Here is a 26,273-nt window from a genome sequence, read left to right on the forward strand (position 1 = left end):
CAGACATTTTCAGACTATTCGTCTTATCCTTAAGACCCTATCCCATCAGGCTAAAAGTCCAGTTCAGTCTACATATTCGTGGCAACCCTACACTAAGCATGTCATCCTGTCGCCAGGATGAACTCTTAAAGCGTAAGCAGTTGTCTTTATTTTGCTTAAACCCTGAGCCAGTACGCTGAACAAAGCGGTGATTTGGTTGTCGGAAAGCAAAACTTTCCATTAAAATGGATAGATTGATTTAAGCACACAAAGGGGGATGTGCTGGTTAATATGAAACATAAAGCAAATATGATGAAAGTGTCCTGGCTTGGCGCTGCGGTAATGTTGTCCCTTTATACCACCTCGGTTTGGGCGTTCACTATCGACGATGTCGCAAAACAGGCGAAAACCTTAGCGGGCAAGAGCTACGAAGCACCGAAAAGCAACCTGCCTTCGCAATTCCGCGAGATGAAATACGCGGACTACCAGCAGATCCAGTTTAATCACGACAAAGCTTACTGGAGCAACATCAAGACCCCATTCAAGCTCGAGTTCTACCATCAGGGTATGTACTTCGACACGCCGGTTACCATCAACGAAGTGACCGCCACCGCGGTGCACCAGATCAAATACAATCCGGACTATTTTAACTTCGGTGATGTAAAGCACGATAAAGATACCGTAAAAGATCTCGGTTTTGCCGGGTTCAAAGTGCTCTATCCGATCAACAGCAAAGATAAGAACGACGAAATTGTCAGCATGCTCGGAGCGAGTTACTTCCGCGTAATTGGCGCCGGCCAGGTGTATGGCCTGTCTGCCCGAGGACTGGCGATTGATACTGCTTTACCGTCTGGTGAAGAGTTCCCTCGCTTCCGCGAATACTGGATTGAACGTCCAAAGCCAATGGATAAAACGTTAACCCTGTATGCACTGCTTGATTCCCCACGAGCGACCGGGGCTTATCGTTTCGTTATCACCCCTGGACGCGATACCGTGGTGAACGTGCAGTCGAAAGTTTACCTGCGTGACAAAGTAGGCAAGCTGGGCGTTGCGCCGCTGACCAGTATGTTCCTGTTCGGGCCAAATCAGCCTTCACCAACCACCAATTTCCGCCCGGAACTGCATGACTCCAACGGCCTGTCTATTCACGCCGGCAACGGGGAATGGATCTGGCGTCCGCTGAACAACCCGAAACACCTGGCCGTTAGCTCTTACGCTACGGAAAACCCGGTCGGCTTTGGCCTGCTGCAGCGTGGTCGTCAGTTCTCCCGCTTTGAAGATTTAGACGATCGTTACGACCAGCGCCCTAGCGCGTGGGTTGCACCGGTCGGGGATTGGGGTAAAGGCCGCGTAGAGCTGGTTGAAATCCCAACCAACGATGAAACGAATGACAACATCGTTGCTTACTGGACGCCGGATCAGCTGCCTGATCCAGGCAAAGAGATGAACTTTAAGTACACCATCACCTTTAGCCGCGACGAAGACAAAATGCATGCGCCGGATAACGCGTATGTGTTGCAAACTCGCCGTTCTACCGGGGATGTGAAGCAGTCTAACCTGATCCGCCAGCCGGACGGCACCATTGCGTTTGTGGTGGACTTTACCGGGGCAGAGATGAAAAAACTGCCAGCCGACACGCCGGTCACCGCACAGACCAGCATTGGCGATAACGGTGAGATCGTTGACAGCCAGGTGCGCTATAACCCGGTCAACAAAGGCTGGCGTTTAACGCTGCGCGTGAAGCTGAAAGACGAGAAGAAGACGACGGATATGCGTGCTGCGCTGGTTAACGGCGAGCAGACATTGAGTGAAACCTGGAGCTACCAGCTGCCTGCCAATGAATAAGTCTACTGAATTCTCGCCTGACTACATCGAAGCACTCCCGCTTTCTGCTGAGCAGAAGGCGGCTTTGCCTGCGTCCGATCTTCAGGCGGTGCATGAGGCGCTTGATGCGCAGCATCACCACTTTGAACGAGCGGATGATTCTCCTCTGGCTTCGGTAAAAGCTCGTCTCGAGGCGAGCTGGCCGGGTTCTCTCGGCGGCGAACAGCTGATCACCGATGATGAAGGGCGCACCCAGCTTCAGGCTATGCCGAAAGCGACGCGTGCTTCTATGTTCCCGGACCCGTGGCGTACCAACCCGATTGGCCGCTTCTGGGATCGCCTGCTTGGGCGTGAAACGAAGTCTAAGTTCGCGTCTAAAGAAGAAGAGGCCTCTGAGCAGAAATGGCGTACCGTCGGCACGATTCGCCGCTACATTCTGCTGATCCTCACGCTGGCCCAAACCGTGGTCGCAACCTGGTACATGAAGACGATCCTTCCGTACCAGGGCTGGGCGCTGATTAACCCGGCGGACATGGGGGGCCAGGATCTGTGGGTCTCCTTTATGCAGCTGCTGCCGTACATTCTGCAAAGCGGCATCCTGATCCTGTTTGCCGTGCTGTTCTGCTGGGTCTCTGCCGGTTTCTGGACCGCGCTGATGGGCTTCCTGCAGTTGCTGATGGGCAAAGACAAATACAGTATTTCTGCGTCAACGGTGGGGGACGAGCCCATCAACCCCGAGCACCGTACCGCGCTTATCATGCCGATTTGTAATGAAGACGTCGATCGCGTGTTTGCCGGCCTGCGTGCGACGTGGGAATCCGTCAAAGCCACCGGGCAGCAGGCGCACTTCGATGTGTATATCCTGAGCGACAGCTACAACCCGGATATCTGCGTTGCGGAGCAAAAAGCCTGGATGGAGCTGATTGCGGAAGTGCAGGGTGAAGGGCAGATCTTCTATCGCCGTCGTCGTCGCCGCGTGAAGCGTAAAAGCGGCAACATCGATGACTTCTGCCGTCGCTGGGGGAACCAGTACAGCTACATGGTGGTGCTGGACGCCGACTCCGTCATGAGCGGGGATTGCCTGACCAACCTCGTGCGCCTGATGGAAGCGAACCCGAAGGCCGGTATTATTCAGTCTTCGCCCAAAGCCTCCGGCATGGACACGCTGTATGCGCGCTGCCAGCAGTTTGCTACCCGCGTCTACGGGCCGCTCTTTACTGCGGGCCTGCACTTCTGGCAGTTGGGGGAATCCCACTACTGGGGCCACAACGCCATTATTCGCGTGAAGCCGTTCATTGAACATTGTGCGCTGGCCCCGCTGCCGGGTGAAGGTAACTTTGCCGGGTCGATTCTTTCCCATGACTTCGTCGAAGCCGCGCTGATGCGCCGTGCCGGCTGGGGCGTGTGGATTGCTTACGACCTGCCTGGCTCATACGAAGAACTGCCGCCGAACCTGCTGGACGAGCTGAAACGCGATCGCCGCTGGTGCCAGGGTAACCTGATGAACTTCCGTCTGTTCCTGGTCAAAGGTATGCACCCGGTTCACCGCGCGGTGTTCCTGACCGGCGTCATGTCCTATCTGTCTGCCCCATTGTGGTTTATGTTCCTGGCGCTCTCTACCGCGCTGCAGGTTGTACACGCTCTGACCGAGCCGCAGTACTTCCTCCAGCCTAGGCAGCTGTTCCCGGTCTGGCCGCAGTGGCGTCCTGAGCTGGCGATTGCGCTGTTTGCCTCGACCATGGTTCTGCTGTTCCTGCCTAAGCTGCTGAGCATCATTCTTATCTGGTGCAAAGGTTCTAAAGAGTACGGCGGCTTCCTGCGAGTGACCTGTTCACTGCTGCTTGAAGTGCTGTTCTCCGTGCTGCTGGCACCGGTGCGTATGCTGTTCCACACCGTGTTTGTGGTCAGCGCGTTCCTGGGCTGGGAAGTGGTCTGGAACTCGCCGCAGCGTGACGATGACTCCACGCCGTGGGGTGAAGCCTTTATGCGCCATGGTTCTCAGCTGCTGCTGGGCCTGGTCTGGGCAGTGGGCATGGCCTGGCTGGATCTGCGCTTCCTGTTCTGGCTGGCACCGATTGTCTTCTCGCTGATCCTGTCGCCGTTCGTCTCCGTGCTTTCAAGCCGGGCGAGCCTCGGCCTGCGCACCAAACGCTGGAAGCTGTTCCTGATCCCGGAAGAGTATTCCCCGCCGCAGGTGCTGGTGGACACCGAGAACTATCTGGAGCTGAACCGCAGCCGTACGCTGGACGATGGCTTTATGCACGCGGTATTTAACCCGTCGTTTAACGCCCTGAGCACGGCGATGGCCACGGCTCGTCACCGTAAGAGTCTGGTGCTGGAGATTGCCCGCGACCGTCACGTTGAGCAGGCGCTGAACGAAACGCCGGACAAACTCAACCGCGACCGCCGCCTGGTTCTGCTGAGCGACCCGATGACCATGTCGCGCTTGCATTACCGCGTGTGGGCGAACCCGGAGCGTTATTCTTCCTGGGTGGAGAGCTACAGAAAGCTGCAGCTAAACCCGTTGGCGCTGACGGCAAAGTAAGGCCTTAAAGAAGTGATAATGCCGACCTTAGGGTCGGCATTTTTTTGCCTTTTATTCGGCGATGGTTATACTCAGCGCGTTCTGAACAGGAGTGCATGTGTGGGTAGAATAATTGCGGTATTGATGATGGCGTTTCTGCTAAGCGGCTGCGGCAGCATTATTAGCCGGACGGTGCCGGGGCAAGGGCACGGGAACCAATATTACCCCGGCGTGCGCTGGGATGTACGCGAGGGCGCATGGCGCTATATTACCGTGCTCGACCTGCCGTTTTCGCTGATCTTTGACACTTTGCTGTTGCCGATTGACGCCAGCCACGGGCCGTATGAATAACGGCTAGCGCTCATCCCACTCGTCTGCCGCCGTGCGACCTTCTTCGGTGTCCAGCGGCGGCTCGAGCTGAAATTCACCTTCGTCCCATTCGTGCAGCGTATTCTCTTCCAGCCATTCCTGGCGCAGTTCAATCTCATCGAAATCACCGTCAAACACGCTTTGCGCCGCTTCCCCACTGAGCATCGGCAGGCATTCGCCTTCCTCGCTGTCGTCGGTAAAGAACTCGGCCTGCCACATGATGTCACCATCCTGCAAAACGTACTTCTGGAAATTGAATTGCTCGACGCTGGCGCTCTCTTCATCCACGCTCGGGTTGTCGGCAAGATACTGCTCCCGCGCGGCATCAATGGCTTCTTCCAGGGTTGCATACATGCTCATGGTTATCTCCTTGTGGCAAAGGTCGGGGAGCGGCTGCTCCGTTACGATTTCCAGTTAATTGTTGACGCTGTTGGCAAATCTGCAAGTCGGAGATTTATTCCCCCGGAATACGGAGTCGTTCGGCAGGCTGGCGCAGCGTCATCCATGAGTAAAGGGCGTTAAACAGCACCACGCTGGCGGTGACCAGGAATACGGTGCGGAAGCCGTAGCTGGCGGAAACGGCGGCGCCGAGCAGCGGGCCGGTGACGTTGCCAATATCGCGGAAGGACTGGTTGTAGCTGAAAATCCGGCCCGAGATTTGGCTGGAAGAGTTATAGACCAGCAGCGTTTGCACGGCAGGGAGCAGCGCCCCGTCGGCGGCACCGAGCAAGAAGCGTAAGACCCCGAGCTGCCACGGGTTTTGTACCAACGACATCGGGATGAGCAGCAAAACGGAAATTACCAGCGCACCAATCAGGATCTTTTCCGGCCCGATACGATCCCCCAGCTTGCCGAGTCTTGGGGCACTGATCAGCGCCGCTACGCCGGGCACGGAAGCAATCATCCCGCTAATAAACGCCAGATTGCTGACGTTACCGGCCAGATCGCGCACGTAGAGCGTCAGGATAGGCGCGATAGAACCGGTGGCAACCTGGATGATCATCGTGGTGACAAACAGACTCAGTACCAGGCGGGGATTTTTTAATGAGGTGAGTACCTGGCGGGCGTGCAGCATGTCTTTTTTGGAAACGGGCGTGAACGACTCGCGAATAAAAAACAGCGTCATCACGAAGCAGATAAACAGCACCAGCGAGGTGATGAAGAACACCGAGCGCAGCCCGTAGCTGTCCGCCATCAGGCCACCCATCAGCGGGCCTAGCAGCGCGCCGCTGACCGCTCCCGTAGACAGCGTGCCAAGTGCCCAGCCGCTTTTATGGCGCGGTATCTGAGTGGCTATCAGCGCGTTGGCATTCGGCACAAACCCACCCAGCAGGCCAAGTAAGGCCCTAAGCGCCAGAAATTGCCAAATGTTTTGTGCGAGACCCATCAACAGCATGACGACAGACATGCCAAGCGCGGAACGCAGCAGCATAAGTTTTCGGCCTTTACGGTCGGCAAGCCCACCCCAGAAAGGGGATGCCACGGCAGAAAACAGGAAGGTAATGCTAAAGACCAGCCCGGACCACATGTTCAGCTGGCTATGGCCGGTGACGCCGAGTTGCTCAACGTAAAGCGGGAGGAACGGCATGACCAGGCTGAATGCCGCGCCGGTCAGGAAGCAGCCAACCCAGACGACGGCCAGATTACGCTTCCAGTTGATAGTGCTGTCAGGGGGAGTCATACCGCTCCGAAGTTGCCAGTGCCAAAGAGAAGAGAGGGAATTATTACTCTGCTAATTATGCGCCTGTTGGCATTGGGCTGGCAAATCAAAGGGCTTTTTCGATCAAACTACGGCAAAAAAAAACCGCCTGAAAAGGCGGCTGTTAAGCGTTATTGGTAACGGTCGGGCATGCCTTCCGGCCGCGTCTTAAAGCGGCGATGCAGCCACATATACTGCTCCGGTGCCATCAGGATGCACTTCTCTACAATTTTGTTCATCCAGCGTGCCGTTGCTTCCGGGCTGTCAAGCGGTGGGTTCAGCTCTGGCTGAATAATCATCAGCTCGTAGCCTTTGCCGCCCGGCAGGCGACGCGGAACAAACGGCACGGCGCAGGCGCCGGAGAGTTTGGCGAGCGTGTAGGTTCCCGTGGTGGTCGCAGCTTGTTCAACGGCAAAGAACGGCACAAACTCGCTGCCTCTCGGGCCGTAATCGTGGTCCGGGGCATACCAGATGATGTCGCCATTTTTCAGCGCGCGGATCATGCCTTTCAGATCTTTGCGGTCAATCATGCTCTTATTGGAGCGCATGCGCCCCCAGGTCTGCAGCCAGTCCAGCAGTGGGTTGTCGTTTGGGCGGTAAACGCCGATGCCCGGCGTTTTAATGCCGAAAATACGGGCGCCAAGTTCCAGCGTCAGGAAGTGAATGCCAATCAGCAAAATGCCCTGGCCCGTTTTCTCGATGCCTTTAACAATATCCACGCCTTCGTAGTGGCACCATTTATTGATGCGCTCCGTAGACCAGAACCAGGCCATGCCGGTCTCAATCAGCCCCATGCCGACTGACTCAAAGTTGGCGATCACCATCTGCTCGCGTTTTTCCTCGCTCATGTCCGGGAAGCAGAGTTCAAGATTGCGGTAGGCTATTTTCGCGCGACGTTTCATCAGGCGTTTTGCCAGCCGGCCTAGCCCGCAGCCGATGCGATAAAGCACCGGGTAGGGGAGCTGCACCAGCAGGTATAAAAAGCCGATGCCCAGCCAGGTGAGCCAGTAGCGCGGGTGCAGTAATGCACGGGAGAATTGCGGTAAGTTCGTCATGTAAAACCTTTGTGACGGCAATTGCCGGATCTTCTAATCATTCCATTGTGGCATTTTTTAGCGCAGAGCCAAAATACGCGGCGTCGGAGTGCCTGATATTTCATCGATTGTTGCCGCAGATGCCTTTGAGTGAGCAAAATGTAGCGTAAAACGTGGGGATGTAAATAAGCGTTATTTGCTTTATGATGCAGCCCACTTTTTTCAACGATTGCGAGCGAACACCATGCCAGTGTTACACAACCGCGTATCGAATGAGGAGCTGCGCGAGCGCATGCTTGCCGAAACCGAGCCGCGCACGACCATCTCATTCTACAAATATTTCACTATCGAAACGCCGCAGGCGACCCGTGATGCGCTGTATCAGCTATTCCTGAGCCTGAACGTGTTTGGCCGCGTCTATCTGGCGCATGAAGGGATCAACGCTCAGATTAGCGTCCCGGAAAGCCGCGTTGATGCCCTGCGCGAAGCGATTTATGCCTTCCACCCGGCCTTAAATAATTTGCGCCTGAATATTGCGCTGGAAGATGACGGTAAATCCTTCTGGGTGCTGCGCATGAAGGTACGCGACCGTATTGTTGCTGACGGTATTGATGACCCTACGTTTGACGCAAGTGACGTGGGGGAATATCTGAAGGCTGCGGAAGTGAACGCCATGCTCGACGATCCGAGCGCGGTATTTATCGATATGCGTAACCACTATGAATACGAAGTGGGGCATTTCGAGGACGCCGTCGAAATTCCGGCCGACACCTTCCGTGAGCAGCTGCCGAAAGCCGTGGATATGATGCAGGATGACAAAGAGAAGAAAATTGTCATGTATTGCACCGGCGGCATTCGCTGTGAAAAAGCCAGCGCCTGGATGCGCCATAACGGCTTCAAAAATGTGTATCACATTGAAGGCGGGATCATTGAATATGCGCGCCGCGCGCGTGAGCAAGGATTGCCGGTGCGCTTTGTCGGTAAAAACTTTGTTTTCGATGAGCGTATGGGAGAGCGTATATCTGACGATGTGATCGCCCATTGCCATCAGTGCGGAACGCCGTGCGACAGCCACACCAACTGCAAAAATGACGGCTGCCATCTGCTGTTTATTCAGTGTCCGGCCTGTGCTGAGAAATTCTCTGGCTGCTGCAGTGAAGTGTGCCGTGATGAGCTGGCGCTATCTCCAGAAGAACAGCGCCGCCGCCGGGCAGGCCGCGAAAACGGGAATAAGATCTTTAATAAATCTCGTGGGATGCTGAATACCACGCTGGGTATTCCTGACCCCGAGAAGTAATAACATTCCCCCGGTTCGCCGGGGGAGTCTTTTTACTGACGCACGCCTTCGACAGAAATAATCAGATCAACGTCCTGAGAAGCTGGCCCCAGATCCTGAGTAATATTGAAGTCCTTCAGCTTAATTTTACCTTCGGCCTCAAAACCCGCGCGCACGCCGCCCCACGGATCGTTACCCTGACCAATCAGCTTAGCCTTCAGCGTAACCGGCTTTGTCACGCCGTTCAGCGTCAGGTTGCCGATAATATCTAAAGCTTCACCGTCTTTTTTCACTTCCGTTGAGGCGAAGGTAGCCTGCGGGAACTTAGTCACGTTGAGGAACTCTGCGCTACGCAGGTGTTTGTCGCGTTCGGCATGGTTGGTATCCACGCTGGTGGTGTTGATGGTGACGTTGACTTTATCTGCCGAAGGGTTTTTCTCGTCGAAGGTAAAGGTTCCGTCAAAATCACGGAAGGTACCGTACAGCCAGCTATAGCCGAGATGCTGAATACGGAAATTCACAAACGCATGCTGACCTTGTTTATCAATTTTATAGTCAGCGGCCACGGCGGAGCCGGTGGTGAATAACAGAACGCCTAAGGTGGCTCCCAGCAGGATTTTCTTCATTGTCTTACTCTCCATAGTTAACGGGATGCTTTCCCCAGCATGCGCTTGAGGGTGGCATCTTTATCTAGAAAATGGTGCTTTAAGGCCGCAAGAGCGTGTAGAACGGAAACAATCACCACGGTCCACGCCAGCCAGAGATGAACTGTCCCGGCAAGGTCGGCCTGCGCCCCGAAGTCGGTTAGCGTGGCGGGCACATCAAACCAGCCAAACACGCTAATGGGTTTACCGTCAGCCGTTGAAATCAGATATCCGCTCAGCAAAATGGCGAACAATAATGCATACAGCAAAATATGTGCGGTAAGCGCGCCGATGCGCGTCAGACGTGAATAACTTTTTAACGGTGGCGGCGGAGGCGATATAAAGCGCCAGAGAATACGAATAGCCAGAGCAGACATTAACAAGATGCCGATGCTCTTATGTATTTCTGGTGCTTTATGGTACCAGACGTCGTAATAGCCCAGCGTCACCATCCAGAGTCCGAGTGCGAACATGCCATAAACCGTGGCGGCAACCAGCCAGTGAAGGAGAACCGAAAAATGTCCATAGCGTTCGGATGAGTTTCGCCATTGCATATTTATGCGTCCATGTATTTTCTAAAGAAGCTAAAACATAGGCGTTCTGTTAACAGCAGATCAACATAAATATCCGTATTTCGATATATATTTATTGTATGTCTGTTTTTTTGAATAACACTCGCGGCAGGCGTTCAGTAGAGTCGAATGAATATGATCGTTTTTGATTGAGAAGAGTATTTATTGACGGTTAATTATTTGCGCTAAAACTATATTTAATTAATTTTACGTCAATAATTGTCAATGTAACAGGAGTCTGAATAATCAAAAGAAATAGATATAAGCCAGATCGAGAAGTGCAAGTATTGCCCAGAGAAAAAGATACAGAATAAAGTGTTCGCGAATATTGTTGGTTAAAAATTGAAAAAAGCGAATCATGATGGCCCCAAGGAAAAGTGGCGGAAATGCCCGCCACTCGGGGATTCTACGCCGTTTTGAAGCGAGAAAGTACAAACGGGGATAAATCAAAGGCAGGTTTTTGACCCAAAGCAAACTGGCAGGCAATTTCGCCTAAAACGGAGGCGAATTTGAACCCGTGTCCGCTCAGCCCGGTAATGATCAGGGTGTTGTCATGGCCGGGGAGAGTATCAATGATGAAATCTTCATCCGGCGAATTGTCATAGGTGCAGGCTTTACCGTGCAGGCAGCAGCCGATGCCGGGTAAAAATTCGCGCAAGAACGGAAAGACTTCAGACCCATCGCTGGCGACGGCGCCAAAGGGTTTACGCTGCTCGGGGGAGTCAATCAGCTGCCCGCCGTTGTGCTTGCCCAGCTTCAGTTCGTTGTCTTCCGCCGGGAAGCCGTAATACTGATCGCCGTTGGGTGTTTCTGCGGTAAACGCCGGGAATTTGTTGTTCTCGCTGTAGCGCCCATCGGCCTGGTGCCAGGCAAAGATTTTGCGAACCGACGCGATCGGCAGGTCCGGCAGCAGTTTGGTAACCCAGGTCCCCGCGCTGACCAGCAGTTTGCTCCCGTGATATTCACCTTCTTCAGTCACGACGGTGACACCTTCGTCGCCGTGGCGGATCGCCGTCACCTTACAGTTAAAAAGCTGAGCGCTGCCGCCTTGCTTAGCAAGGTTGATGTAGGTTTCGATGGCCAGCTCGCTTTTCAGCACGCCTGAGTCCGTCTCAAACAGGCCGACGTAGTTTTCAGGCACAGCAATCTCCGGCCAGCGGGCGGCAATGGCGGCGGCGTCCAGGGTTTCAACCGGCAGGGAAAATTTCTCTGCGCTGGAGGCGACATTGCGAATAAAGGGCGAATCAGATGGCCCCAGGTTAATGACCCCGGTGCGGTGGAAGAGCTTCTCACCGCTGGCTTCCGCCAGGGCATCCCACAGTTTTTGTGCTCGCAGGACCAACGGGACATATTTTTCACCTTCGCCATAAGCATGGCGCATCAGGCGAGTGTCGCCGTGGTGGCTGCCCTGGTCATGCGGCGGGTGGCCGCTGTCGATCATCAGTACCTTCAGGCCCGAGTGTGTGGCATAGCAGCCTGCGGCGGCACCGACGGAGCCGCTGCCGACAATGATGAGGTCGTAGTTCATAAGCTTTTCTCTGTGGAAAATTATCTGTAGCAGGGTAATTAATTCACCGGAACGATGCAATTGACGGTGACGCTTAAAATAAAAAAGGCACCCCGTTGGGTGCCTGTGGCCATTGTTAAGCATGTGTCGTCAATGCTTGCGATAATCGCTTTCCTGGTAATCACTGGATTCAATTTTGGCTATCCCGGCCTCAAGGATGGAAATAAATTGCCGGGCGACATCGGTGGTCAGCCAGAGGGTCTGACCGATTTCGGTTTCATCGTGCTTCTGATTATTGGATGTCAGGTAATGCAGGCGCAGCATCATGGCGTCGTAGCTGTCGACGGTGCTGATATCCCATCCGACGAGGGGATGAGTCTGAATAACATCACTATTTTTTTCCATCATAACCCCTTTTATACGTGTTTAAAGACAACGACTAGTGAGGTTCATGCGTGATTTATCGTGAAGCGACTTAAGTATATCAACACTCTTGCGGTCATGGGGATGAAATAATTACCTGGTAACACTTTTTCCACATTATTCGAGAAAAGCGAACAATAAATCGACAGGCTATTCCGATGTAATCGGAAAGAAAGGCAGGAAAGACTTTAGCGGCGTTTAAAAAATAATCAAATCGGCGAGGGAAATAAAAAAAACCGGATGGCGACACCCGGCAAAAAGTACCAACATACTTGAGGGTATTAGTCGGCAGAGAACCAATCGTCAGCGCTTTCCCAGGTTTCCTGGAGGATCTCGCTGATTCGCGTTTTGTCTTCTTTGGCACCGCCCAGCACGGAGAGGTTATTGCCGGAGGCATAACGTACCTGCACTTCGCTGCTGGTGTCGGGGAAATGTTGATTGATACGGCGGGAAAGCTCACTGGCAAGGGCATCGATAGCCCCGGCTGGTAATGGTGTGGTTTTGGCTATAGTGACTTCAATACGCATAACGACCCCCTGTACAATATACTGGATATTTATACAGTCTTAATTTCCAGTAAGCAACAGGGGGCGTTGAAAAATTTAGCCTTTAACGGACCAGACGACCTCTTCACCCGCCAGGAACGGCACGATGCTGTCGTCGCCGGCTTCAATCAGTTCTGGCATTTTCTCAGCGACGCGAACCAACTCGATGTGCTCTTCATTGACCGGCAGGCCGTAGAAGCGCGGGCCGTTCAGCGAAGCGAAAGCTTCAAAATGCTGCAGCGCGTTCATTTCTTCAAATACCGTCGCATAGGCACCGAGCGCGGAAGGCGCGTTGAAGCAGCCGGCACAGCCGCAGCTGGCTTCTTTGCGATGACGCGCATGTGGCGCAGAGTCGGTGCCGAGGAACACGCGATCGCAGCCGCTGGCGACCAGCTCGCGCAGTGCTTCCTGGTGGATGCTGCGTTTCAGAATCGGCAGGCAATAAAGGTGAGGACGAATTCCGCCCACCAGCATGTGGTTACGGTTAAACATCAGATGCTGAGGCGTGATAGTCGCGCCAATCAGCGAGTTGCCTTCTTTCACATACTGGGCGGCATCTTTGGTGGTGATATGTTCAAACACCACTTTCAGCTCAGGCAACTGGCGACGCAGCGGCTCCATGACGGTTTCAATAAAGCGCGCTTCGCGATCGAAAATATCGATGTCAGCATGGGTGACTTCGCCGTGCACCAGCAGCGGCATGCCAATTTTCTGCATACGCTCAAGCACCGGCAGAATGGCTGCGGTGCTGGTTACGCCGTGAGCGGAGTTGGTTGTGGCGTTCGCCGGGTAAAGCTTGGCGGCGGTAAACACGCCTGCATTGAACCCGCGTTCGATTTCGTTGGGATCCAGCGTGTCGGTCAGGTAGCAGGTCATCAGCGGCTCAAACTTTTGCCCGGCCGGAACCGCATCAAGGATACGCTGGCGATAAGCGATAGCGGCTTCCACGCTGGTAATAGGGGGCACAAGATTGGGCATGACAATCGCGCGGCCATAGGTCTGGCTGGTGTAAGGCACCACGGTTTTCAGCATCTCACCGTCACGAAGGTGAATATGCCAGTCATCTGGGCGGCGGATTTTTAATACCTGAGGTAATGCGGTCATCAATGTGCTCCGGCGTGAGAGGGAAATCAGTCATCAAGGGCTGGTTTTATGCCGGGCACTAAGGATAAGGGGAAACGTTATCGTTTGCACCCCTTATGTTGCTCATGTTGTACAAAACCCTCAGAGCGCATGAACGGCTCTGAGGGGCAGGGGCTATTCCGTTAACGGAATGATTATCTCACCGGGTTTTACTTCAATGCCTTTGGCATATTTCTTTGCCAGCGACTCGCCGGTGCTGCGGTCTTCACTCAGAATATATGCAGGCTGTTGATTGAAGTAGCTGCGCAGGGACTGGTTAAGGTATGGGATCATGGTCTGCAGTACGGTCTGCATTTTTTGCGGCTCGACCTGAGCGTCAACCACCTCCATTTCCTGCAGGTAGATGGCGCCTTGCTCTTTATTGAACACCGGCAGCGCTTTCAATTTGAGCTTCAGGACGGCTTTCTGGTTACCAAATAGCGACGTCATGTCGAGATTGGCATCGCCGGTCAGGGTGATTTTATTCGGCTCTTCCCGTCCAATCTGGCTGACTAAATGGGTTAACACCACATGAGCTTCAGCCACGCCGGGCAGGCCAATATCCTTCGAGAAGTTATTGTGTTTTTCCAGCGACTGGTTGATTTCCTGTTCGCTCACGCTGTACTGCGTTAACTGGTTGCATCCTGAGAGCAGGCCGCTAAGCATCAATGCTGCGGCAAAAACAATCTTCTTCATAGGCTTCCTCAAAATAGCGGCTCCAATGCCGTGCCTTGCTTTATCAGCATAATGCGGCACGGCGGGAGCGGCTACCGGAAAAAGATGATACGAGAAAATTATCCCTGCCCGCCAGGCTCCAGCATCGTTGGCTCAACGGGTCTAAGGCTAAATTGCCACCACAGGGCGGCAAGGGTGATACAGCCGATAATGCCGAGCATGGCCCAGGGTAATTCCGGCTGCTGCAGGGCTTTACCTGCGTCAAACAGCCAGCCACCGCCGGTGTAACCTAGTGCGCCGCCCAGCGACAGGCCCAAACGGCTGAACCCCATGTAGCTGCCGCGAGCGCGGGCATCCGCCAGCGAGGCGCTGAGCGTTTCCCGGGCAGGCTCAGCGATGATTGAGCCGATGTAGAAGGTACAGATCAGGGCGAAAAGCTGCTGCAGGTTGGAGGCCAGACCAATAGGCATCAGGCTCACCGTCATCAGCACCAGGCCTGCCATTAAGCGTTGCTCCAGGCGGAAACGCCTTTCACTCCAGCGGGCGATAGGGTAGAGCAGCGTCAGCGAAAGCGCGGCTTCAATGGCGTACATCCATTTTACCGCCGACGCGGTACCGGCAATGTCGTTGACCATCAGCGGCAGCATCAGCATGACCTGCACCGCCAGCATGTAATAGCCGGTGAGCGTCAGAACATAGGTGATAAAGCGTTTATCTCGAAACACGCGCCCCATGCCTTCACGCATTGGGGTGCGGATCGTTGAAAGCTTATAGGCGGGCAGCAGCCAGGCATTAAGCGCGGCGCACAGGACAAACATTACGGCACCGACGGCGCATACCAGACGGAAGTCGTACTGCAACAGCCAGCTACCCAGCAGAGCGCCGATCACCGCGCCCGCGCTGTCCTGCATCATCAGGATGGAGAAGAAGCGGCCGCGGTGCTGAGGGCGAACCAGTTTGACGACCAGCGCCGAGCGGGGCGGATCAAACAGTGTTCCGCCAATGGCGGAGAGCAGGCAGGAAAGCCATAGCATCCAGGGTTCCGTGGCGATGCCCATGGTGGCAAAACCTGCGGCCCGCAGCAGCATGCCGGTGACAATCATCGGTTTAGCGCCCAGCCTGTCGGCAATCGCGCCGCCGAAGACGCCGAGCCCCTGCTGGATAAACTGACGCAGACCCAGGGCAATCCCGACCATTAAAGCGGCCCAGCCCAACTGGTCAACGAAGCGAATGGAAATCAAAGGGAAGACAACGAAAAAGCCTAATACCACTAACATGTTATCAAGCAGCAGGAAATATTTACCCAGGCTCCTTGCCTGCGCCACCCGCGACATCTCCCCTCCAGGGAACTTAATTAAACGCGACAAGTCTTTATTCTCGCTTGGCATTCGGGCTTTTAATACCTGATGCAGGACAATATTTTTTTATCGTGCAACGAGTTTGATTCAAGGCTTTCATCGAAAAAAGTGATGTCGCTTCATGTTGTTGTTTTCACACGGCGGTCAGGCGCAGGTATAGTAACAAGATGAGCCTCGTTAACCGGGATGAAGGAGTGGGATAAACATGTTTGGCTACCGCAGTAACGCACCAAAAATTCGCCTGGTGACTGACCGTCTGGTGGTGCGTCTGGTTCATGAGCGAGATGCCTGGCGCCTGGCGGATTACTACACGGAAAATCGCCTGTTTCTGAAGCCCTGGGAACCCGTTCGGGATGAGAGCTACTGCTATCCTTCGGGCTGGCAGGCAAGGCTGGGCATGATAAGTGAAATGCACAAGCAGGGTAGCGCGTACTACTTCGCGCTGCTCGACCCGGAAGAAAAAGAGGTTATCGGCGTCGCCAACTTCTCCAACGTGGTGCGTGGCTCCTTCCATGCCTGCTTTCTCGGGTACTCCATCGGTGAAAAGTGGCAGGGGCAGGGACTAATGTACGAGGCCTTGGCCTGCGCCATTCGCTATATGCAACGTAGCCAAAATGTGCATCGCATTATGGCCAACTATATGCCGCATAATCAGCGCAGCGGCGACCTTCTGGCGCGCCTGGGCTTTGAAAAAGAAGGCTATGCAAAGGATTATTTGCTGATTGACGGCGTATGGCGGGATCACGTTCTCACCGCGCTGGTTAATCAAGACTGGACCCCAGGTCGTGGAGTTTAAAAGATGAAATATCAGTTAACGGCGATTGAAGCCCGCGTTATCGGCAGCCTGCTGGAAAAACAGCTCACTACGCCAGAGCAATATCCGATGTCCGTCAACGGCGTGGTGACCGCCTGTAATCAGAAAACAAACCGTGAACCTGTGATGGAGCTGAAAGAGCATGAAGTCCAGGACTCGCTGGACGGGCTGGTCAAAGGCCATTATTTGCGAACCGTCAGCGGGTTTGGCAACCGCGTGACGAAATACGAGCAGCGTTTTTGCAACTCCGAGTTTGGTCATTTAAAGCTAGCGCCAGCGGAAGTGGCTGTGGTTACGACTTTGCTGCTGCGCGGCGCGCAAACGCCGGGTGAGCTGCGCAGCCGTGCCGGGAGAATGTTTGAGTTCACCGATATGGCGCAGGTAGAAGCGACGCTGGAAGGGCTGGCTGGCCGTGAAGATGGGCCGTTTGTCGTACGTCTGCCGCGTGAGCCGGGTAAACGAGAAAGCCGCTATATGCATCTTTTCAGCGGTGAGGTTGAGGCGTCAGTGTCCCCGGAACAAAGTATCAGCCCGGTTGCAGACGATCTCAGCGCGCGAGTGGCCGCGCTGGAAACTGAAGTCGCCGAACTTAAACAGCGTCTGGATTCCTTGTTGGCGCATTTGGGAGATTAAGGATGACGAAATTACGTATTGGCGTCGTGGGGCTGGGCGGGATCGCGCAGAAAGCCTGGCTTCCGGTTCTGGGGGCATCCGAGGACTGGTCGCTGGTGGGCGCATTTTCACCGACCAAAGCGAAAGCGCTGCCGGTGTGTGAAACCTGGCGTATGCCGTATATCGATTCGCTCAGCAATCTGGCGGCGCAGTGCGATGCTGTTTTTGTGCATAGCGCCACCAGTTCCCACTACGCGGTGGTGAATGATCTGCTCAATGCGGGCGTCAGCGTCTGCGTGGATAAGCCGCTGGCGGAAAACCTGGCTGACGCCGAAAAGCTGGTGGAGCTTGCAGAGCGCAAAAAACGCACCCTGATGGTGGGCTTTAACCGCCGTTTTGCCCCGCGTTACCAGCAGTTAAAGGCAAAGCTGTCTGCCGGGGCATCCTTGCGGATGGACAAACACCGCAGCGACAGCGTCGGCCCGGGGGATCTGCGCTTCACGCTGCTTGATGACTATCTTCACGTCGTGGATACCGCGCTCTGGCTTGGCGGCGGCAGTGCCCAGCTGCAAAGCGGGACGTTGCAAACCAATGAATCAGGGCAAATGCTGTACGCCGAACACCATTTCAGCCAGGGCAACCTGAGCGTGACCACCAGTATGCATCGCCGCGCCGGAAGCCAGCGAGAGTGGGTGCAGGCGGTGACTGACGGCGGGCTGTATGAGGTAACCGACATGCGTCAGTGGCGCGAAGAATGCGGCGCGGGTGTGGTGGAACAGCCCATTCCCGGCTGGCAAACCACGCTGGAACAGCGCGGCTTTGTGGGCTGTGCGCGTCACTTTATCGACTGCGTGGCGAACCAAACTGTCCCGGAAACCTCCGGCGAGCAGGCGCTGCTGGCGCAGCGTGTCGTTGAGAAGCTCTGGCGCGAGGCAATTAGCGAATAAGCTGTAACATATCGCGGTAGCAATTCAGCGCCGTATCGGTAGACTATGCCGACTTGTCATCATCCATGTACGCCTGCATTGCAGGCGTTCATGTTTGTGGAATAACAGAATAAATGAACCTATTAAAATCGCTGGCAGCCGTCAGCTCGATGACCATGTTTTCACGCGTGCTTGGTTTCGCTCGCGACGCCATTGTGGCAAGGGTATTTGGGGCAGGGATGGCGACGGATGCCTTCTTTGTTGCCTTTAAGCTGCCGAACCTGCTGCGCCGAATCTTTGCCGAAGGCGCTTTCTCCCAGGCGTTTGTGCCTATTCTGGCCGAATACAAAAGTAAGCAGGGCGAAGATGCCACGCGCGTCTTTGTCTCATACGTTTCCGGGCTGCTGACGCTTGCGCTGGCGCTGGTCACCGTCCTCGGGATGCTTGCTGCGCCCTGGGTTATTCTGGTCACTGCGCCGGGTTTTGCCGACACGGCGGATAAATTTGCGCTAACGTCGAGCCTGCTGCGCATTACCTTCCCGTACATTTTACTGATTTCGCTGGCGTCGCTGGTCGGGGCAATTCTCAATACCTGGAACCGTTTCTCTGTGCCAGCCTTTGCCCCGACGTTCCTTAATCTCAGCATGATTGGCTTCGCGCTGTTTGCCGCCCCGCACTTTAATCCACCGATTCTGGCGCTTGCCTGGGCGGTAACGGTAGGGGGCGTATTACAGCTGGCCTATCAGCTGCCGCACCTGAAGAAAATTGGCATGCTGGTGCTGCCGCGTATCAGCTTTAAGGATGCGGGCGCAATGCGGGTTATCAAACAGATGGGGCCGGCTATTCTCGGCGTTTCCGTCAGCCAGATTTCACTGATCATCAACACCATCTTTGCTTCGTTCCTGGTGTCCGGATCGGTTTCCTGGATGTATTATGCCGACCGCCTGATGGAGTTTCCGTCTGGGGTTTTAGGCGTGGCGTTAGGCACTATTCTGCTGCCGTCGCTGGCGAAGAGTTTTGCCACCGGCAACCACGATGAATACTCCCGCCTGATGGACTGGGGGCTGCGCCTTTGCTTCCTGCTGGCGCTCCCAAGCGCGGTGGCGCTGGGAATTCTGGCAAAACCGCTGACCGTCTCTTTGTTCCAGTACGGTAAGTTCTCAGCTTTCGATGCCCTGATGACCCAGCGGGCGCTGGTGGCGTATTCGGTCGGCCTGATGGGGCTTATCGTGGTTAAGGTTCTGGCGCCAGGCTTCTATTCCCGGCAGGACATTAAAACCCCGGTTAAAATCGCTATCGTGACGCTGATTTTGACGCAGCTAATGAACCTCGCGTTTATCGGCCCGCTAAAACACGCCGGACTTTCCCTGTCGATTGGTTTGGGGGCCTGTATTAACGCCTCGCTGCTTTACTGGCAGCTGCGTAAGCAGGATATCTTCCAGCCACAGCCCGGCTGGACGGCATTTCTGCTGCGTCTGGTCGCCGCCGTGTTGGTGATGTCTGCGGTACTGATTGGGATAATGTACGTTATGCCTGCGTGGGATCTGGGCAACATGCCTTATCGCCTGCTGCGGCTGATGGCGGTGGTGGTGGCCGGCATCGTCGCTTATTTTGCGACATTGTTGCTGTTGGGCTTCAGGTTGAAAGATTTCGCCCGCCGCACAATTTGATTTTTTCTGGGTGGATGACGGTTTCGTCACGCCGCCCTATTCTTTATATGTTGAAAGGTTAATTAGGTGACAGAGCGATGAGAGGAATAATCACAACCTGGTTCGAAGAGAAGGGCTTCGGATTTATCAAAGATGAAAACGGTGAAAACCGTTATTTCCACGTGATTAAAGTCGCCAACCCGGAACTTATCAAAAAGGACGCGTCGGTGACCTTCGAGCCGGGAACCAATAATAAAGGGCTGTCGGCGTTTGCTGTGAAAGTGGAGCCTGAGAGCAAGCATCTGTTTATTGCGGGCGAGCGGCTTAAAATCACCTCGATCAAATCTTTCGTGGTGTACAGCGAAGAAGAGCCCGCGGACGGGAAGATTGATAAAGAAAATGCGGTGCTGTCGGTTGGGTTGCTGATGAACAGCATTCGCCCGAAGGCAGAGAAAAAAGAAGGGGAAATGCGCACGGTGAAAAAACTGGCCGTGACCACCTTCCAGGGCGAAACACATCTGTTCTCAGAGGATGAGATTGATATTGAGGCGACGGTAAAAGTCTTGAAATCGCTGAAATAAGCAAGCAGCTGGTCAAGGAGAGCGTTGACCAGCTGTTTTCATTGGCGAGGAGAATCAGATCGTGATTTTTTTGCCGCCGCGGCTGCCCTGCGCCGTTGCCTGCCCATCGGCGCCATAGAAGTCCGGTGCCTGATGCGGTTTTAACACGGCAATAGCCTGCTCATTGCGGGCCATCTGGTCTTCCAGCAACCAACCGTTATGCTGATTAATGTCCCGCAGGTGCAGGGTTTTTTGCGTGATCGTCTGCCAGCGCTGGCTAACGTCCAGGCTGGTGACCGCCCCGGCGTTTTGTTCCGCGCGACGCTGTTGTTCCAGGTAATCCAGCGTAGCCAGCAGCGAGCTTTTATCTTCAGTTATACGTTGCAGCGCATTGCTGTTTATCTGGCCTGCGGAAAGCTGCAGCTGTTCAGCGTCCATCACCTCTTTCAGTGAATTCAGCACTGCGGTCATTTGGTCCAGCACTTCTAACAGACGACTCACCGTTATTTACTCGACAAATAGCTTTGGGCTTCCTGGATCAGCGCGTCGGCGATCTTGCCGGTATCCATCTTCAGGTCGCCGTTACGAATGGCCGTCTTCAGCGCTTCAACGCGTTCCATGTTGATATCGCCGGTGCCGGGCTGCATCAGTTTGGCCTGCGCATCACTCAGCTTTACGCTGGTGCTGTTGGCGGTAGTGGATTTTTCAAGACGGCTTTTCAGCGTCTGTGGATCGCTGGTTTCACGTGGTTGAACAGTGCTTACCGGTTTCAGTGGCGACGTGCGATCAATGCTCATTGTTCTCTCCTCATCGAGGGGCTCGCGGCGTAAGAGCCAGTCAGTATCATTTGTTGATAGTACTATCGGCAGTCGCCGCGGAATCTTTAAAAAGATTATAGATTAATCAGAATATTCCCATCAGCATCCACCGTCCCGCTCACCACCTGCCCTGAGGACATGCGAACGCGGGCATTTTGCGCGACGGCGGCGTTATTCAACGCTTTGCCTTCTCCGTTGACGCTAAAGCCTTCGCCGGAGGCAATCACCTGAACCTGCTGACCGGCTTTTACTCGCCAGGCCTGGCGTACCATCGTCTGAATCACCGGCTGCCCGGGGGCAATATCCCGAAGTGAAACGGCGTCCGTCGCCTGGCCGAGATCCAGCATAGTCCGTGGCGGCAGTTGGTCAAGGCGCCCCTGGGTTAACTGCACGCTACTGGCATCGATCCTTGCACCACGGGAAATAGGGCGGCTGGCAACCACATACTGGCCCGTGGCAATCACCTGAACCTGGATAAACCGTTTGTCGCTGCCGCAGCGGGCCATGACGCTAACGTTGCCCCACAGTTTGGCATTGCCGGGCGTTGAGAATTCTGGCTGAGGGCAGGCTGGAAGCTGAGCCTCTGGCGTTTTCACCTTGACGCTGACGTCATCGCTGATCCCCGCCAGTCGCTGTTGAAAATACTCAGTCAGCGGCTGATCGAGTGCGCTCGCCATAGCCAACTGACCGAACAGCAAACTGGCTATACCGCTCAAGATTTTCAGACTTCTCATCGCGCTTCTCCGTATTCAGATTGCGGTGATTTTAACCGCGAGTCGTTTTGATCAAGGCGATAAATAGCGACGTATTTTGCGTTTATTCCACCCATCGCGTACGCGTAAGGGGATTTAAGCTTTCGGACGATTCCTAATTCTATGGACCATGGAGGAAGCATGCTCGATAAACTGGACGCCGCACTGCGATTTCAGCAAGAAGCGCTTAATTTGCGTGCTCAGCGCCAAGAGATTCTGGCCGCGAATATCGCCAATGCCGACACGCCGGGCTTTCAGGCGCGCGATATCGACTTTGCCAGTGAAATGAAAAAAGTGATGGAGCGCGGACGCGTTGAAGGAGGCGGCATGTCTCTGGCGCTCACTTCGGCACGCCATATCCCGGCAGAAACCCACTCCACTCCGTCGCTCGATCTCCTTTACCGCGTACCTGACCAGCCCGCCATGGACGGTAACACCGTCGATATGGACCGTGAACGTACGCAGTTTGCCGATAACAGCCTGAATTACCAAACAAACCTCACGGTGCTTGGCGGGCAAATCAAAAGCATGATGTCGGTGCTACAGGGATAATCGATGGCCTTACTCAATATTTTCGACATCGCCGGTTCGGCTATGACGGCCCAGTCCAAACGCATGAACGTGGCAGCAAGTAACCTCGCCAATGCCGACAGCGTCACCGGACCAGACGGTCAGCCTTACCGCGCAAAACAGGTCGTTTTCCAGGTGGATGCAGCCCCTGGCGCGGCGACCGGTGGCGTTAAAGTGACCAAAGTGATTGAGAGCGATGCGCCGGACAAGCTGGTTTTCCAGCCGGGTAACCCGCTTGCGGACGCGCGCGGCTACGTGCGTATGCCAAACGTTGATGTGGTCGGGGAGATGGTCAACAGCATGTCCGCCTCCCGTAGCTATCAGGCCAACGTCGAAGTGCTCAACACCGTGAAGGGCATGATGATGAAAACGCTCACTCTCGGTCAGTAACAGGAGCCTATATGTCCATTGCAGTCAAAGTGAACGATCCGACTAACAATGTTGATCCTACGGCTGGTGCATCGAAAAACAGCCTGACCGGCAACAGCGCCGCAGACCTGCAGGGGAGTTTTCTGACCCTGCTGGTGGCGCAGTTAAAAAACCAGGATCCGACCAACCCGATGCAGAACAACGAACTGACCACGCAGCTGGCGCAGATCAGTACCGTTAGCGGCATCGAAAAACTTAACACCACGCTGGGTTCCGTCTCCGGCCAGATCAACCAGAACCAGTCTCTGCAGGCCAGCGCCCTGATTGGCCATGGCGTCATGATCCCGGGCAACAAAATCCTGGCGGGGACCGATTCAAAAACCAACACCATCAGCACCACGCCGTTTGGCGTCGAGCTGCAGCAGGCGGCGGACAAAGTCACGGCCACCATCTCCGATAAAGACGGCAAAGTGGTGCGTACTATCGAGATTGGTGGACTGAGTGCCGGGGTGCATACCTTTACCTGGGACGGCAGCGCCAACGACGGCACCAACGTGCCGGACGGCTCTTATACCGTGGCGATCAACGCCACGAATGGCGGGACACAGCTGGTGGCTCAGCCGCTGGGCTTCGCTATGGTGAGCGGTGTTATCAACGGCAAAGATGGCCTCAAACTGGATCTCGGGACCTACGGTTCTACGACCCTCGATGCAATCAGGCAAATTATTTAAGCCTATAACCTAAGCAGGAGTAAGACATGGCGTTTTCTCAAGCGGTCAGCGGCTTAAATGCTGCGGCCACCAACCTGGACGTGATTGGTAACAACATTGCCAACTCCGCCACCTATGGTTTTAAATCAGGTTCGGTCTCTTTTGCCGATATGTTCGCAGGCTCTAAAGTGGGTCTGGGCGTTAAAGTCGCGGGCGTGACCCAGAACTTTGGCGACGGGACTACCACCGGGACCGGTCGTGGCCTGGACGTCGCTATCAGCCAGAACGGCTTCTTCCGCCTGGTAGACAGCTCCGGCTCGGTATTTTATAGCCGTAACGGCCAGTTCAAGCTGGATGAAAACCGTAACCTGGTGAACATGCAGGGCCTGCAGCTGACCGGTTACCCGGCAACCGGCACACCGCCAACCATTCAACAGGGCGCCAACCCGGTAGGCTTGTCGATCCCGAACACGCTGATGCCGGCGAAGACCACCACCACTGCGTCCCAGCAGATCAACCTGAACTCTACCGATAAGATCCCGACCGTAACGCCGTTCGATCCTACCAATGCGAACAGCTACAACAAGAAGGGCACGGTCACCGTTTATGACAGCCAGGGTAACGCCCATGGTATGGATGTTTACTACGTTAAGAGCGCGGATAACGCCTGGCAGGTTTACACCAAAGACTCTTCCGTAGCGGGTTCTACGGCAACGTCCGCCGGGTTTATGCGTTTCGACAACAACGGCAACCTGCAGGGGATTACTGCCAATGCCGCCGATCCGATTCCAAACCCGAACACGCTGCCAACCAGCATCAACGTGACCACCGGCGTCACCAACGGCGCGACACCTGCGACCTTCGCGCTGAGCTTCCAGAACTCCATGCAGCAGAACACCGGGTCTAACAACATCGTGGCGACCAACCAGAACGGCTACAAGCCGGGTGACCTGACGTCTTATCAGATTAACGACGATGGCACCGTGGTCGGGAACTACTCCAACGAGCAGACCCAGCTTCTGGGGCAAATCGTGCTGTCCAACTTTGCGAACCCTGAAGGTTTGCAGTCCCAGGGCGATAACGTCTGGACCGCAAGCAACTCTTCCGGTGTTGCGTTGCTGGGCCTGGCGGGCACCGGTAACTTCGGAACCCTGACCAGCGGCGCGCTGGAGTCTTCGAACGTGGATCTGAGTAAAGAACTGGTCAACATGATCGTCGCGCAGCGTAACTATCAGTCGAACGCGCAGACCATCAAAACCCAGGACCAGATCCTCAACACCCTGGTTAACCTGCGCTAAGCGCCTGAAGGGACGGCTTAATGGATCATGCAATCTACACCGCCATGGGCGCTGCCAGCCAGACGCTGAATCAACAGTCAGTCACGGCGAGCAACATGGCGAACGCTTCCACACCGGGCTTCCGCGCGCAGCTTAATGCTTTGCGTGCTGTCCCGGTGGAAGGGCTTTCTCTGCCAACTCGTACCCTGGTGATTGCCTCAACGCCAGGGGCTGATATGACGCCTGGTCAGCTGGACTACACCTCGCGCCCGATGGACGTTGCTATGCAGCAGGATGGCTGGCTGGCGGTGCAGACGCAGGACGGCGGAGAAGGCTATACCCGCAACGGTAACATTCAGGTCAGCCCTGCCGGTCAGTTGACCATTGGTGGCCGGCCCGTTATCGGTGAAGGTGGCCCGATTGCGGTGCCGGAAGGTTCGCAGCTTACCATCGCCGCGGACGGAACTATCTCCGCGCTGAACCCGGGCGACCCGCCAAATACCGTGGCGCCGATTGGCCGACTGAAGCTGGTGAAAGCCACGCAGCAGGAGGTGGTGCGCGGGGATGACGGGCTGTTTCGTTTGACCCCCGCCGCCCAGGCGACACGCGGTGCCATCGCGCAGGCCGACCCAACGATTAAGGTGATGTCCGGCGTACTGGAAGGCAGCAACGTCAAACCGGCAGAGGCGATGGCGGATATGATCGCCAACGCCCGTCGTTTTGAGATGCAGATGAAAGTTATCGCCAACGTTGATGAAAACGAACAGCGCGCTAACACGCTGCTGCAAATGACCTAACGCCCGGCTTACTTATTACAGGATTCAAACATGATCAATTCTTTATGGATCGCCAAAACGGGCCTTGATGCACAGCAAACCAATATGGATGTGATTGCCAACAACCTGGCAAACGTCTCCACCAATGGTTTCAAGCGTCAACGCGCCGTGTTTGAAGATTTGCTTTATCAAACCATTCGCCAGCCGGGGGCTCAGTCTTCTGAGCAGACGACGCTGCCGTCCGGTTTACAGATCGGGACCGGCGTTCGTCCGGTGGCCACCGAGCGTCTGCACAGCCAGGGCAACCTGTCTAAAACGGACAACAGCAAAGATGTGGCCATCAAAGGCGAAGGTTTCTTCCAGGTTCTGCTGCCGGACGGTACCGCCGCCTATACGCGCGACGGTTCTTTCCAGGTTGACCAAAATGGACAGCTGGTGACGGCGGGCGGTTTCCAGGTGCAGCCTGCGATTACCGTACCGGCAAACGCGCTGAGCTTGACTATCGGGCGTGACGGTGTGGTGAGCGCAACTCTGCAAGGGCAGACCGCGCCGGTGCAGGTAGGGCAGCTGAACCTGACGACCTTTATGAACGATACCGGCCTGGAAAGTATTGGTGAAAACCTTTACACCGAAACGCAGGCATCCGGTGCGCCAAACGATTCCACGCCGGGATTGAACGGCGCAGGTCTGCTCTACCAGGGCTATGTTGAGACCTCAAACGTAAACGTTGCTGAAGAGCTGGTAAACATGATCCAGGTTCAGCGCGCTTACGAAATCAACAGCAAAGCGGTCAGCACCACCGACCAGATGCTGCAAAAACTGACGCAAATGTAAGGCGTTTGCCGACGCGTGAAAGCGCGTCGGCTGCCGTGACCTGAAGATGAAAGCA

At 55.1% G+C, this 26,273-nt stretch carries 30 protein-coding genes; 15 read left to right on the forward strand and 15 right to left on the reverse strand.

Annotated features, from left to right (window positions below):
• The first annotated feature begins 288 nt into the window (after positions 1-288).
• The 3 genes from mdoG to F3J26_RS10760 all read left to right on the forward strand — a co-directional run bounded on the left by mdoG (position 289) and on the right by F3J26_RS10760 (position 4,678).
• Complete coding sequence (gene mdoG, locus F3J26_RS10750; RefSeq protein WP_166994047.1) at positions 289-1,824, forward strand: glucans biosynthesis protein MdoG; 1,536 nt, start codon at positions 289-291, stop codon at positions 1,822-1,824.
• The gene (mdoH, locus tag F3J26_RS10755) at positions 1,817-4,348 is read left to right on the forward strand and encodes a glucans biosynthesis glucosyltransferase MdoH (RefSeq protein ID WP_166993732.1); all 2,532 of its coding nucleotides are present in this window, start codon (positions 1,817-1,819) and stop codon (positions 4,346-4,348) included. The genes mdoG and mdoH overlap by 8 nt, the downstream gene beginning before the upstream one ends.
• 108 nt (positions 4,349-4,456) lie before the next feature.
• Positions 4,457-4,678 (forward strand): YceK/YidQ family lipoprotein, encoded by a 222-nt coding sequence (locus tag F3J26_RS10760; RefSeq protein WP_409450381.1) that lies wholly within the window; start codon positions 4,457-4,459, stop codon positions 4,676-4,678.
• Between the two features lie 3 nt (positions 4,679-4,681).
• Here F3J26_RS10760 and F3J26_RS10765 read toward each other — a convergent pair whose 3' ends face one another.
• From F3J26_RS10765 to F3J26_RS10775, 3 genes are all read right to left on the reverse strand, one after another.
• Positions 4,682-5,056 carry a MysB family protein gene (locus F3J26_RS10765; RefSeq protein ID WP_008453535.1) on the reverse strand — a complete coding sequence of 125 codons (375 nt, stop codon included), beginning with the start codon at positions 5,054-5,056 and terminating at the stop codon, positions 4,682-4,684.
• Positions 5,057-5,150: 94 nt separating this feature from the next.
• Positions 5,151-6,377, reverse strand: a complete 1,227-nt coding sequence (mdtG, locus tag F3J26_RS10770) for a multidrug efflux MFS transporter MdtG (protein ID WP_166993734.1) — start codon at positions 6,375-6,377, stop codon at positions 5,151-5,153.
• A 149-nt stretch (positions 6,378-6,526) separates the two neighbouring features.
• Entirely contained in the window at positions 6,527-7,450 is a 924-nt protein-coding gene (locus F3J26_RS10775) for a Kdo(2)-lipid IV(A) acyltransferase (protein ID WP_166993736.1), read from the reverse strand.
• A 223-nt stretch (positions 7,451-7,673) separates the two neighbouring features.
• Between F3J26_RS10775 and trhO the strand changes: the two genes are divergently transcribed.
• Positions 7,674-8,726 carry an oxygen-dependent tRNA uridine(34) hydroxylase TrhO gene (gene trhO / locus F3J26_RS10780; RefSeq protein WP_008453532.1) on the forward strand — a complete coding sequence of 351 codons (1,053 nt, stop codon included), beginning with the start codon at positions 7,674-7,676 and terminating at the stop codon, positions 8,724-8,726.
• A gap of 32 nt (positions 8,727-8,758) precedes the next feature.
• On the opposite strand, the gene F3J26_RS10785 is transcribed toward trhO, so the two are convergent.
• From F3J26_RS10785 to mdtH, 9 genes are all read right to left on the reverse strand, one after another.
• Entirely contained in the window at positions 8,759-9,331 is a 573-nt protein-coding gene (locus F3J26_RS10785) for a YceI family protein (protein ID WP_166993738.1), read from the reverse strand.
• A gap of 17 nt (positions 9,332-9,348) precedes the next feature.
• Complete coding sequence (locus F3J26_RS10790) at positions 9,349-9,903, reverse strand: cytochrome b (protein ID WP_008453530.1); 555 nt, start codon at positions 9,901-9,903, stop codon at positions 9,349-9,351.
• A gap of 264 nt (positions 9,904-10,167) precedes the next feature.
• On the reverse strand, positions 10,168-10,281 hold the full coding sequence (locus F3J26_RS10795) for a DUF2770 family protein (protein ID WP_071530454.1): 114 nt from the start codon (positions 10,279-10,281) through the stop codon (positions 10,168-10,170).
• A gap of 46 nt (positions 10,282-10,327) precedes the next feature.
• Positions 10,328-11,449, reverse strand: coding sequence for an N-methyl-L-tryptophan oxidase (solA, locus tag F3J26_RS10800; RefSeq protein ID WP_166993740.1), 1,122 nt, complete (start codon positions 11,447-11,449; stop codon positions 10,328-10,330).
• A gap of 129 nt (positions 11,450-11,578) precedes the next feature.
• Positions 11,579-11,833: a biofilm formation regulator BssS gene (gene bssS / locus F3J26_RS10805; protein WP_008453527.1), complete on the reverse strand. Its 255-nt coding sequence runs from the start codon at positions 11,831-11,833 to the stop codon at positions 11,579-11,581.
• A 299-nt stretch (positions 11,834-12,132) separates the two neighbouring features.
• The gene (dinI, locus tag F3J26_RS10810) at positions 12,133-12,378 is read right to left on the reverse strand and encodes a DNA damage-inducible protein I (RefSeq protein WP_008453524.1); all 246 of its coding nucleotides are present in this window, start codon (positions 12,376-12,378) and stop codon (positions 12,133-12,135) included.
• 75 nt (positions 12,379-12,453) lie between these two features.
• Positions 12,454-13,500, reverse strand: coding sequence for a dihydroorotase (pyrC, locus tag F3J26_RS10815; RefSeq protein WP_166993742.1), 1,047 nt, complete (start codon positions 13,498-13,500; stop codon positions 12,454-12,456).
• 153 nt (positions 13,501-13,653) lie between these two features.
• Positions 13,654-14,214, reverse strand: coding sequence for a lipoprotein (locus F3J26_RS10820; RefSeq protein ID WP_039301825.1), 561 nt, complete (start codon positions 14,212-14,214; stop codon positions 13,654-13,656).
• A gap of 98 nt (positions 14,215-14,312) precedes the next feature.
• A complete protein-coding gene (gene mdtH / locus F3J26_RS10825; RefSeq protein ID WP_166865567.1) occupies positions 14,313-15,527 on the reverse strand; it encodes a multidrug efflux MFS transporter MdtH in 1,215 nt (404 codons plus the stop codon).
• A gap of 229 nt (positions 15,528-15,756) precedes the next feature.
• On the opposite strand from mdtH, the gene rimJ reads away from it, so the two are divergent.
• From rimJ to F3J26_RS10850, 5 genes are all read left to right on the forward strand, one after another.
• Positions 15,757-16,347 (forward strand): ribosomal protein S5-alanine N-acetyltransferase, encoded by a 591-nt coding sequence (gene rimJ, locus F3J26_RS10830; protein WP_166993744.1) that lies wholly within the window; start codon positions 15,757-15,759, stop codon positions 16,345-16,347.
• 3 nt (positions 16,348-16,350) lie between these two features.
• Positions 16,351-16,998, forward strand: a complete 648-nt coding sequence (locus F3J26_RS10835) for a YceH family protein (protein ID WP_008453511.1) — start codon at positions 16,351-16,353, stop codon at positions 16,996-16,998.
• A 2-nt stretch (positions 16,999-17,000) separates the two neighbouring features.
• Entirely contained in the window at positions 17,001-17,924 is a 924-nt protein-coding gene (locus F3J26_RS10840) for a Gfo/Idh/MocA family oxidoreductase (RefSeq protein WP_166993746.1), read from the forward strand.
• 113 nt (positions 17,925-18,037) lie between these two features.
• Positions 18,038-19,573 (forward strand): murein biosynthesis integral membrane protein MurJ, encoded by a 1,536-nt coding sequence (murJ, locus tag F3J26_RS10845; RefSeq protein WP_166875183.1) that lies wholly within the window; start codon positions 18,038-18,040, stop codon positions 19,571-19,573.
• A gap of 77 nt (positions 19,574-19,650) precedes the next feature.
• A complete protein-coding gene (locus tag F3J26_RS10850) occupies positions 19,651-20,133 on the forward strand; it encodes a cold shock domain-containing protein (protein ID WP_008453505.1) in 483 nt (160 codons plus the stop codon).
• 54 nt (positions 20,134-20,187) lie between these two features.
• On the opposite strand, the gene flgN is transcribed toward F3J26_RS10850, so the two are convergent.
• The 3 genes from flgN to flgA all read right to left on the reverse strand — a co-directional run bounded on the left by flgN (position 20,188) and on the right by flgA (position 21,664).
• Entirely contained in the window at positions 20,188-20,613 is a 426-nt protein-coding gene (gene flgN, locus F3J26_RS10855; RefSeq protein WP_008453503.1) for a flagella biosynthesis chaperone FlgN, read from the reverse strand.
• 2 nt (positions 20,614-20,615) lie between these two features.
• Entirely contained in the window at positions 20,616-20,909 is a 294-nt protein-coding gene (flgM, locus tag F3J26_RS10860) for a flagellar biosynthesis anti-sigma factor FlgM (RefSeq protein ID WP_039291844.1), read from the reverse strand.
• A gap of 95 nt (positions 20,910-21,004) precedes the next feature.
• Positions 21,005-21,664, reverse strand: coding sequence for a flagellar basal body P-ring formation chaperone FlgA (gene flgA / locus F3J26_RS10865; protein WP_008453501.1), 660 nt, complete (start codon positions 21,662-21,664; stop codon positions 21,005-21,007).
• 159 nt (positions 21,665-21,823) lie between these two features.
• Between flgA and flgB the strand changes: the two genes are divergently transcribed.
• Genes flgB through flgG form a run of 6 tightly spaced genes read left to right on the forward strand, consistent with a single transcriptional unit; the run spans position 21,824 to position 26,218 of the window.
• Complete coding sequence (gene flgB, locus F3J26_RS10870) at positions 21,824-22,234, forward strand: flagellar basal body rod protein FlgB (protein WP_008453500.1); 411 nt, start codon at positions 21,824-21,826, stop codon at positions 22,232-22,234.
• Positions 22,235-22,237: 3 nt separating this feature from the next.
• Positions 22,238-22,642, forward strand: a complete 405-nt coding sequence (gene flgC / locus F3J26_RS10875; protein WP_008453499.1) for a flagellar basal body rod protein FlgC — start codon at positions 22,238-22,240, stop codon at positions 22,640-22,642.
• An 11-nt stretch (positions 22,643-22,653) separates the two neighbouring features.
• Positions 22,654-23,352 (forward strand): flagellar hook assembly protein FlgD, encoded by a 699-nt coding sequence (flgD, locus tag F3J26_RS10880; RefSeq protein ID WP_008453498.1) that lies wholly within the window; start codon positions 22,654-22,656, stop codon positions 23,350-23,352.
• Positions 23,353-23,378: 26 nt separating this feature from the next.
• Complete coding sequence (gene flgE, locus F3J26_RS10885; protein ID WP_008453497.1) at positions 23,379-24,629, forward strand: flagellar hook protein FlgE; 1,251 nt, start codon at positions 23,379-23,381, stop codon at positions 24,627-24,629.
• 20 nt (positions 24,630-24,649) lie between these two features.
• The gene (locus F3J26_RS10890; RefSeq protein WP_166993748.1) at positions 24,650-25,405 is read left to right on the forward strand and encodes a flagellar basal body rod protein FlgF; all 756 of its coding nucleotides are present in this window, start codon (positions 24,650-24,652) and stop codon (positions 25,403-25,405) included.
• A 30-nt stretch (positions 25,406-25,435) separates the two neighbouring features.
• A complete protein-coding gene (gene flgG / locus F3J26_RS10895; RefSeq protein WP_039291854.1) occupies positions 25,436-26,218 on the forward strand; it encodes a flagellar basal-body rod protein FlgG in 783 nt (260 codons plus the stop codon).
• Positions 26,219-26,273: the final 55 nt, after the last annotated feature.

Source organism: Enterobacter sp. Ap-867, assembly GCF_011752855.1.
In the GTDB taxonomy this organism is placed as follows: domain Bacteria; phylum Pseudomonadota; class Gammaproteobacteria; order Enterobacterales; family Enterobacteriaceae; genus Cedecea.

Bases quoted from the DNA above. Each gene is read 5' to 3' on its own strand.
- mdoG (WP_166994047.1), top strand. From the start codon at position 289: ATGATGAAAGTGTCCTGGCTTGGCGCTGCGGTAATGTTGTCCCTTTAT.
- mdoH (WP_166993732.1), top strand. From the start codon at position 1,817: ATGAATAAGTCTACTGAATTCTCGCCTGACTACATCGAAGCACTCCCG.
- F3J26_RS10765 (WP_008453535.1), bottom strand. From the start codon at position 5,056: ATGAGCATGTATGCAACCCTGGAAGAAGCCATTGATGCCGCGCGGGAG.
- mdtG (WP_166993734.1), bottom strand. From the start codon at position 6,377: ATGACTCCCCCTGACAGCACTATCAACTGGAAGCGTAATCTGGCCGTC.
- F3J26_RS10775 (WP_166993736.1), bottom strand. From the start codon at position 7,450: ATGACGAACTTACCGCAATTCTCCCGTGCATTACTGCACCCGCGCTAC.
- trhO (WP_008453532.1), top strand. From the start codon at position 7,674: ATGCCAGTGTTACACAACCGCGTATCGAATGAGGAGCTGCGCGAGCGC.
- F3J26_RS10785 (WP_166993738.1), bottom strand. From the start codon at position 9,331: ATGAAGAAAATCCTGCTGGGAGCCACCTTAGGCGTTCTGTTATTCACC.
- F3J26_RS10790 (WP_008453530.1), bottom strand. From the start codon at position 9,903: ATGCAATGGCGAAACTCATCCGAACGCTATGGACATTTTTCGGTTCTC.
- F3J26_RS10795 (WP_071530454.1), bottom strand. From the start codon at position 10,281: ATGATTCGCTTTTTTCAATTTTTAACCAACAATATTCGCGAACACTTT.
- solA (WP_166993740.1), bottom strand. From the start codon at position 11,449: ATGAACTACGACCTCATCATTGTCGGCAGCGGCTCCGTCGGTGCCGCC.
- bssS (WP_008453527.1), bottom strand. From the start codon at position 11,833: ATGGAAAAAAATAGTGATGTTATTCAGACTCATCCCCTCGTCGGATGG.
- dinI (WP_008453524.1), bottom strand. From the start codon at position 12,378: ATGCGTATTGAAGTCACTATAGCCAAAACCACACCATTACCAGCCGGG.
- pyrC (WP_166993742.1), bottom strand. From the start codon at position 13,500: ATGACCGCATTACCTCAGGTATTAAAAATCCGCCGCCCAGATGACTGG.
- F3J26_RS10820 (WP_039301825.1), bottom strand. From the start codon at position 14,214: ATGAAGAAGATTGTTTTTGCCGCAGCATTGATGCTTAGCGGCCTGCTC.
- mdtH (WP_166865567.1), bottom strand. From the start codon at position 15,527: ATGTCGCGGGTGGCGCAGGCAAGGAGCCTGGGTAAATATTTCCTGCTG.
- rimJ (WP_166993744.1), top strand. From the start codon at position 15,757: ATGTTTGGCTACCGCAGTAACGCACCAAAAATTCGCCTGGTGACTGAC.
- F3J26_RS10835 (WP_008453511.1), top strand. From the start codon at position 16,351: ATGAAATATCAGTTAACGGCGATTGAAGCCCGCGTTATCGGCAGCCTG.
- F3J26_RS10840 (WP_166993746.1), top strand. From the start codon at position 17,001: ATGACGAAATTACGTATTGGCGTCGTGGGGCTGGGCGGGATCGCGCAG.
- murJ (WP_166875183.1), top strand. From the start codon at position 18,038: ATGAACCTATTAAAATCGCTGGCAGCCGTCAGCTCGATGACCATGTTT.
- F3J26_RS10850 (WP_008453505.1), top strand. From the start codon at position 19,651: ATGAGAGGAATAATCACAACCTGGTTCGAAGAGAAGGGCTTCGGATTT.
- flgM (WP_039291844.1), bottom strand. From the start codon at position 20,909: ATGAGCATTGATCGCACGTCGCCACTGAAACCGGTAAGCACTGTTCAA.
- flgA (WP_008453501.1), bottom strand. From the start codon at position 21,664: ATGAGAAGTCTGAAAATCTTGAGCGGTATAGCCAGTTTGCTGTTCGGT.
- flgB (WP_008453500.1), top strand. From the start codon at position 21,824: ATGCTCGATAAACTGGACGCCGCACTGCGATTTCAGCAAGAAGCGCTT.
- flgC (WP_008453499.1), top strand. From the start codon at position 22,238: ATGGCCTTACTCAATATTTTCGACATCGCCGGTTCGGCTATGACGGCC.
- flgD (WP_008453498.1), top strand. From the start codon at position 22,654: ATGTCCATTGCAGTCAAAGTGAACGATCCGACTAACAATGTTGATCCT.
- flgE (WP_008453497.1), top strand. From the start codon at position 23,379: ATGGCGTTTTCTCAAGCGGTCAGCGGCTTAAATGCTGCGGCCACCAAC.
- F3J26_RS10890 (WP_166993748.1), top strand. From the start codon at position 24,650: ATGGATCATGCAATCTACACCGCCATGGGCGCTGCCAGCCAGACGCTG.
- flgG (WP_039291854.1), top strand. From the start codon at position 25,436: ATGATCAATTCTTTATGGATCGCCAAAACGGGCCTTGATGCACAGCAA.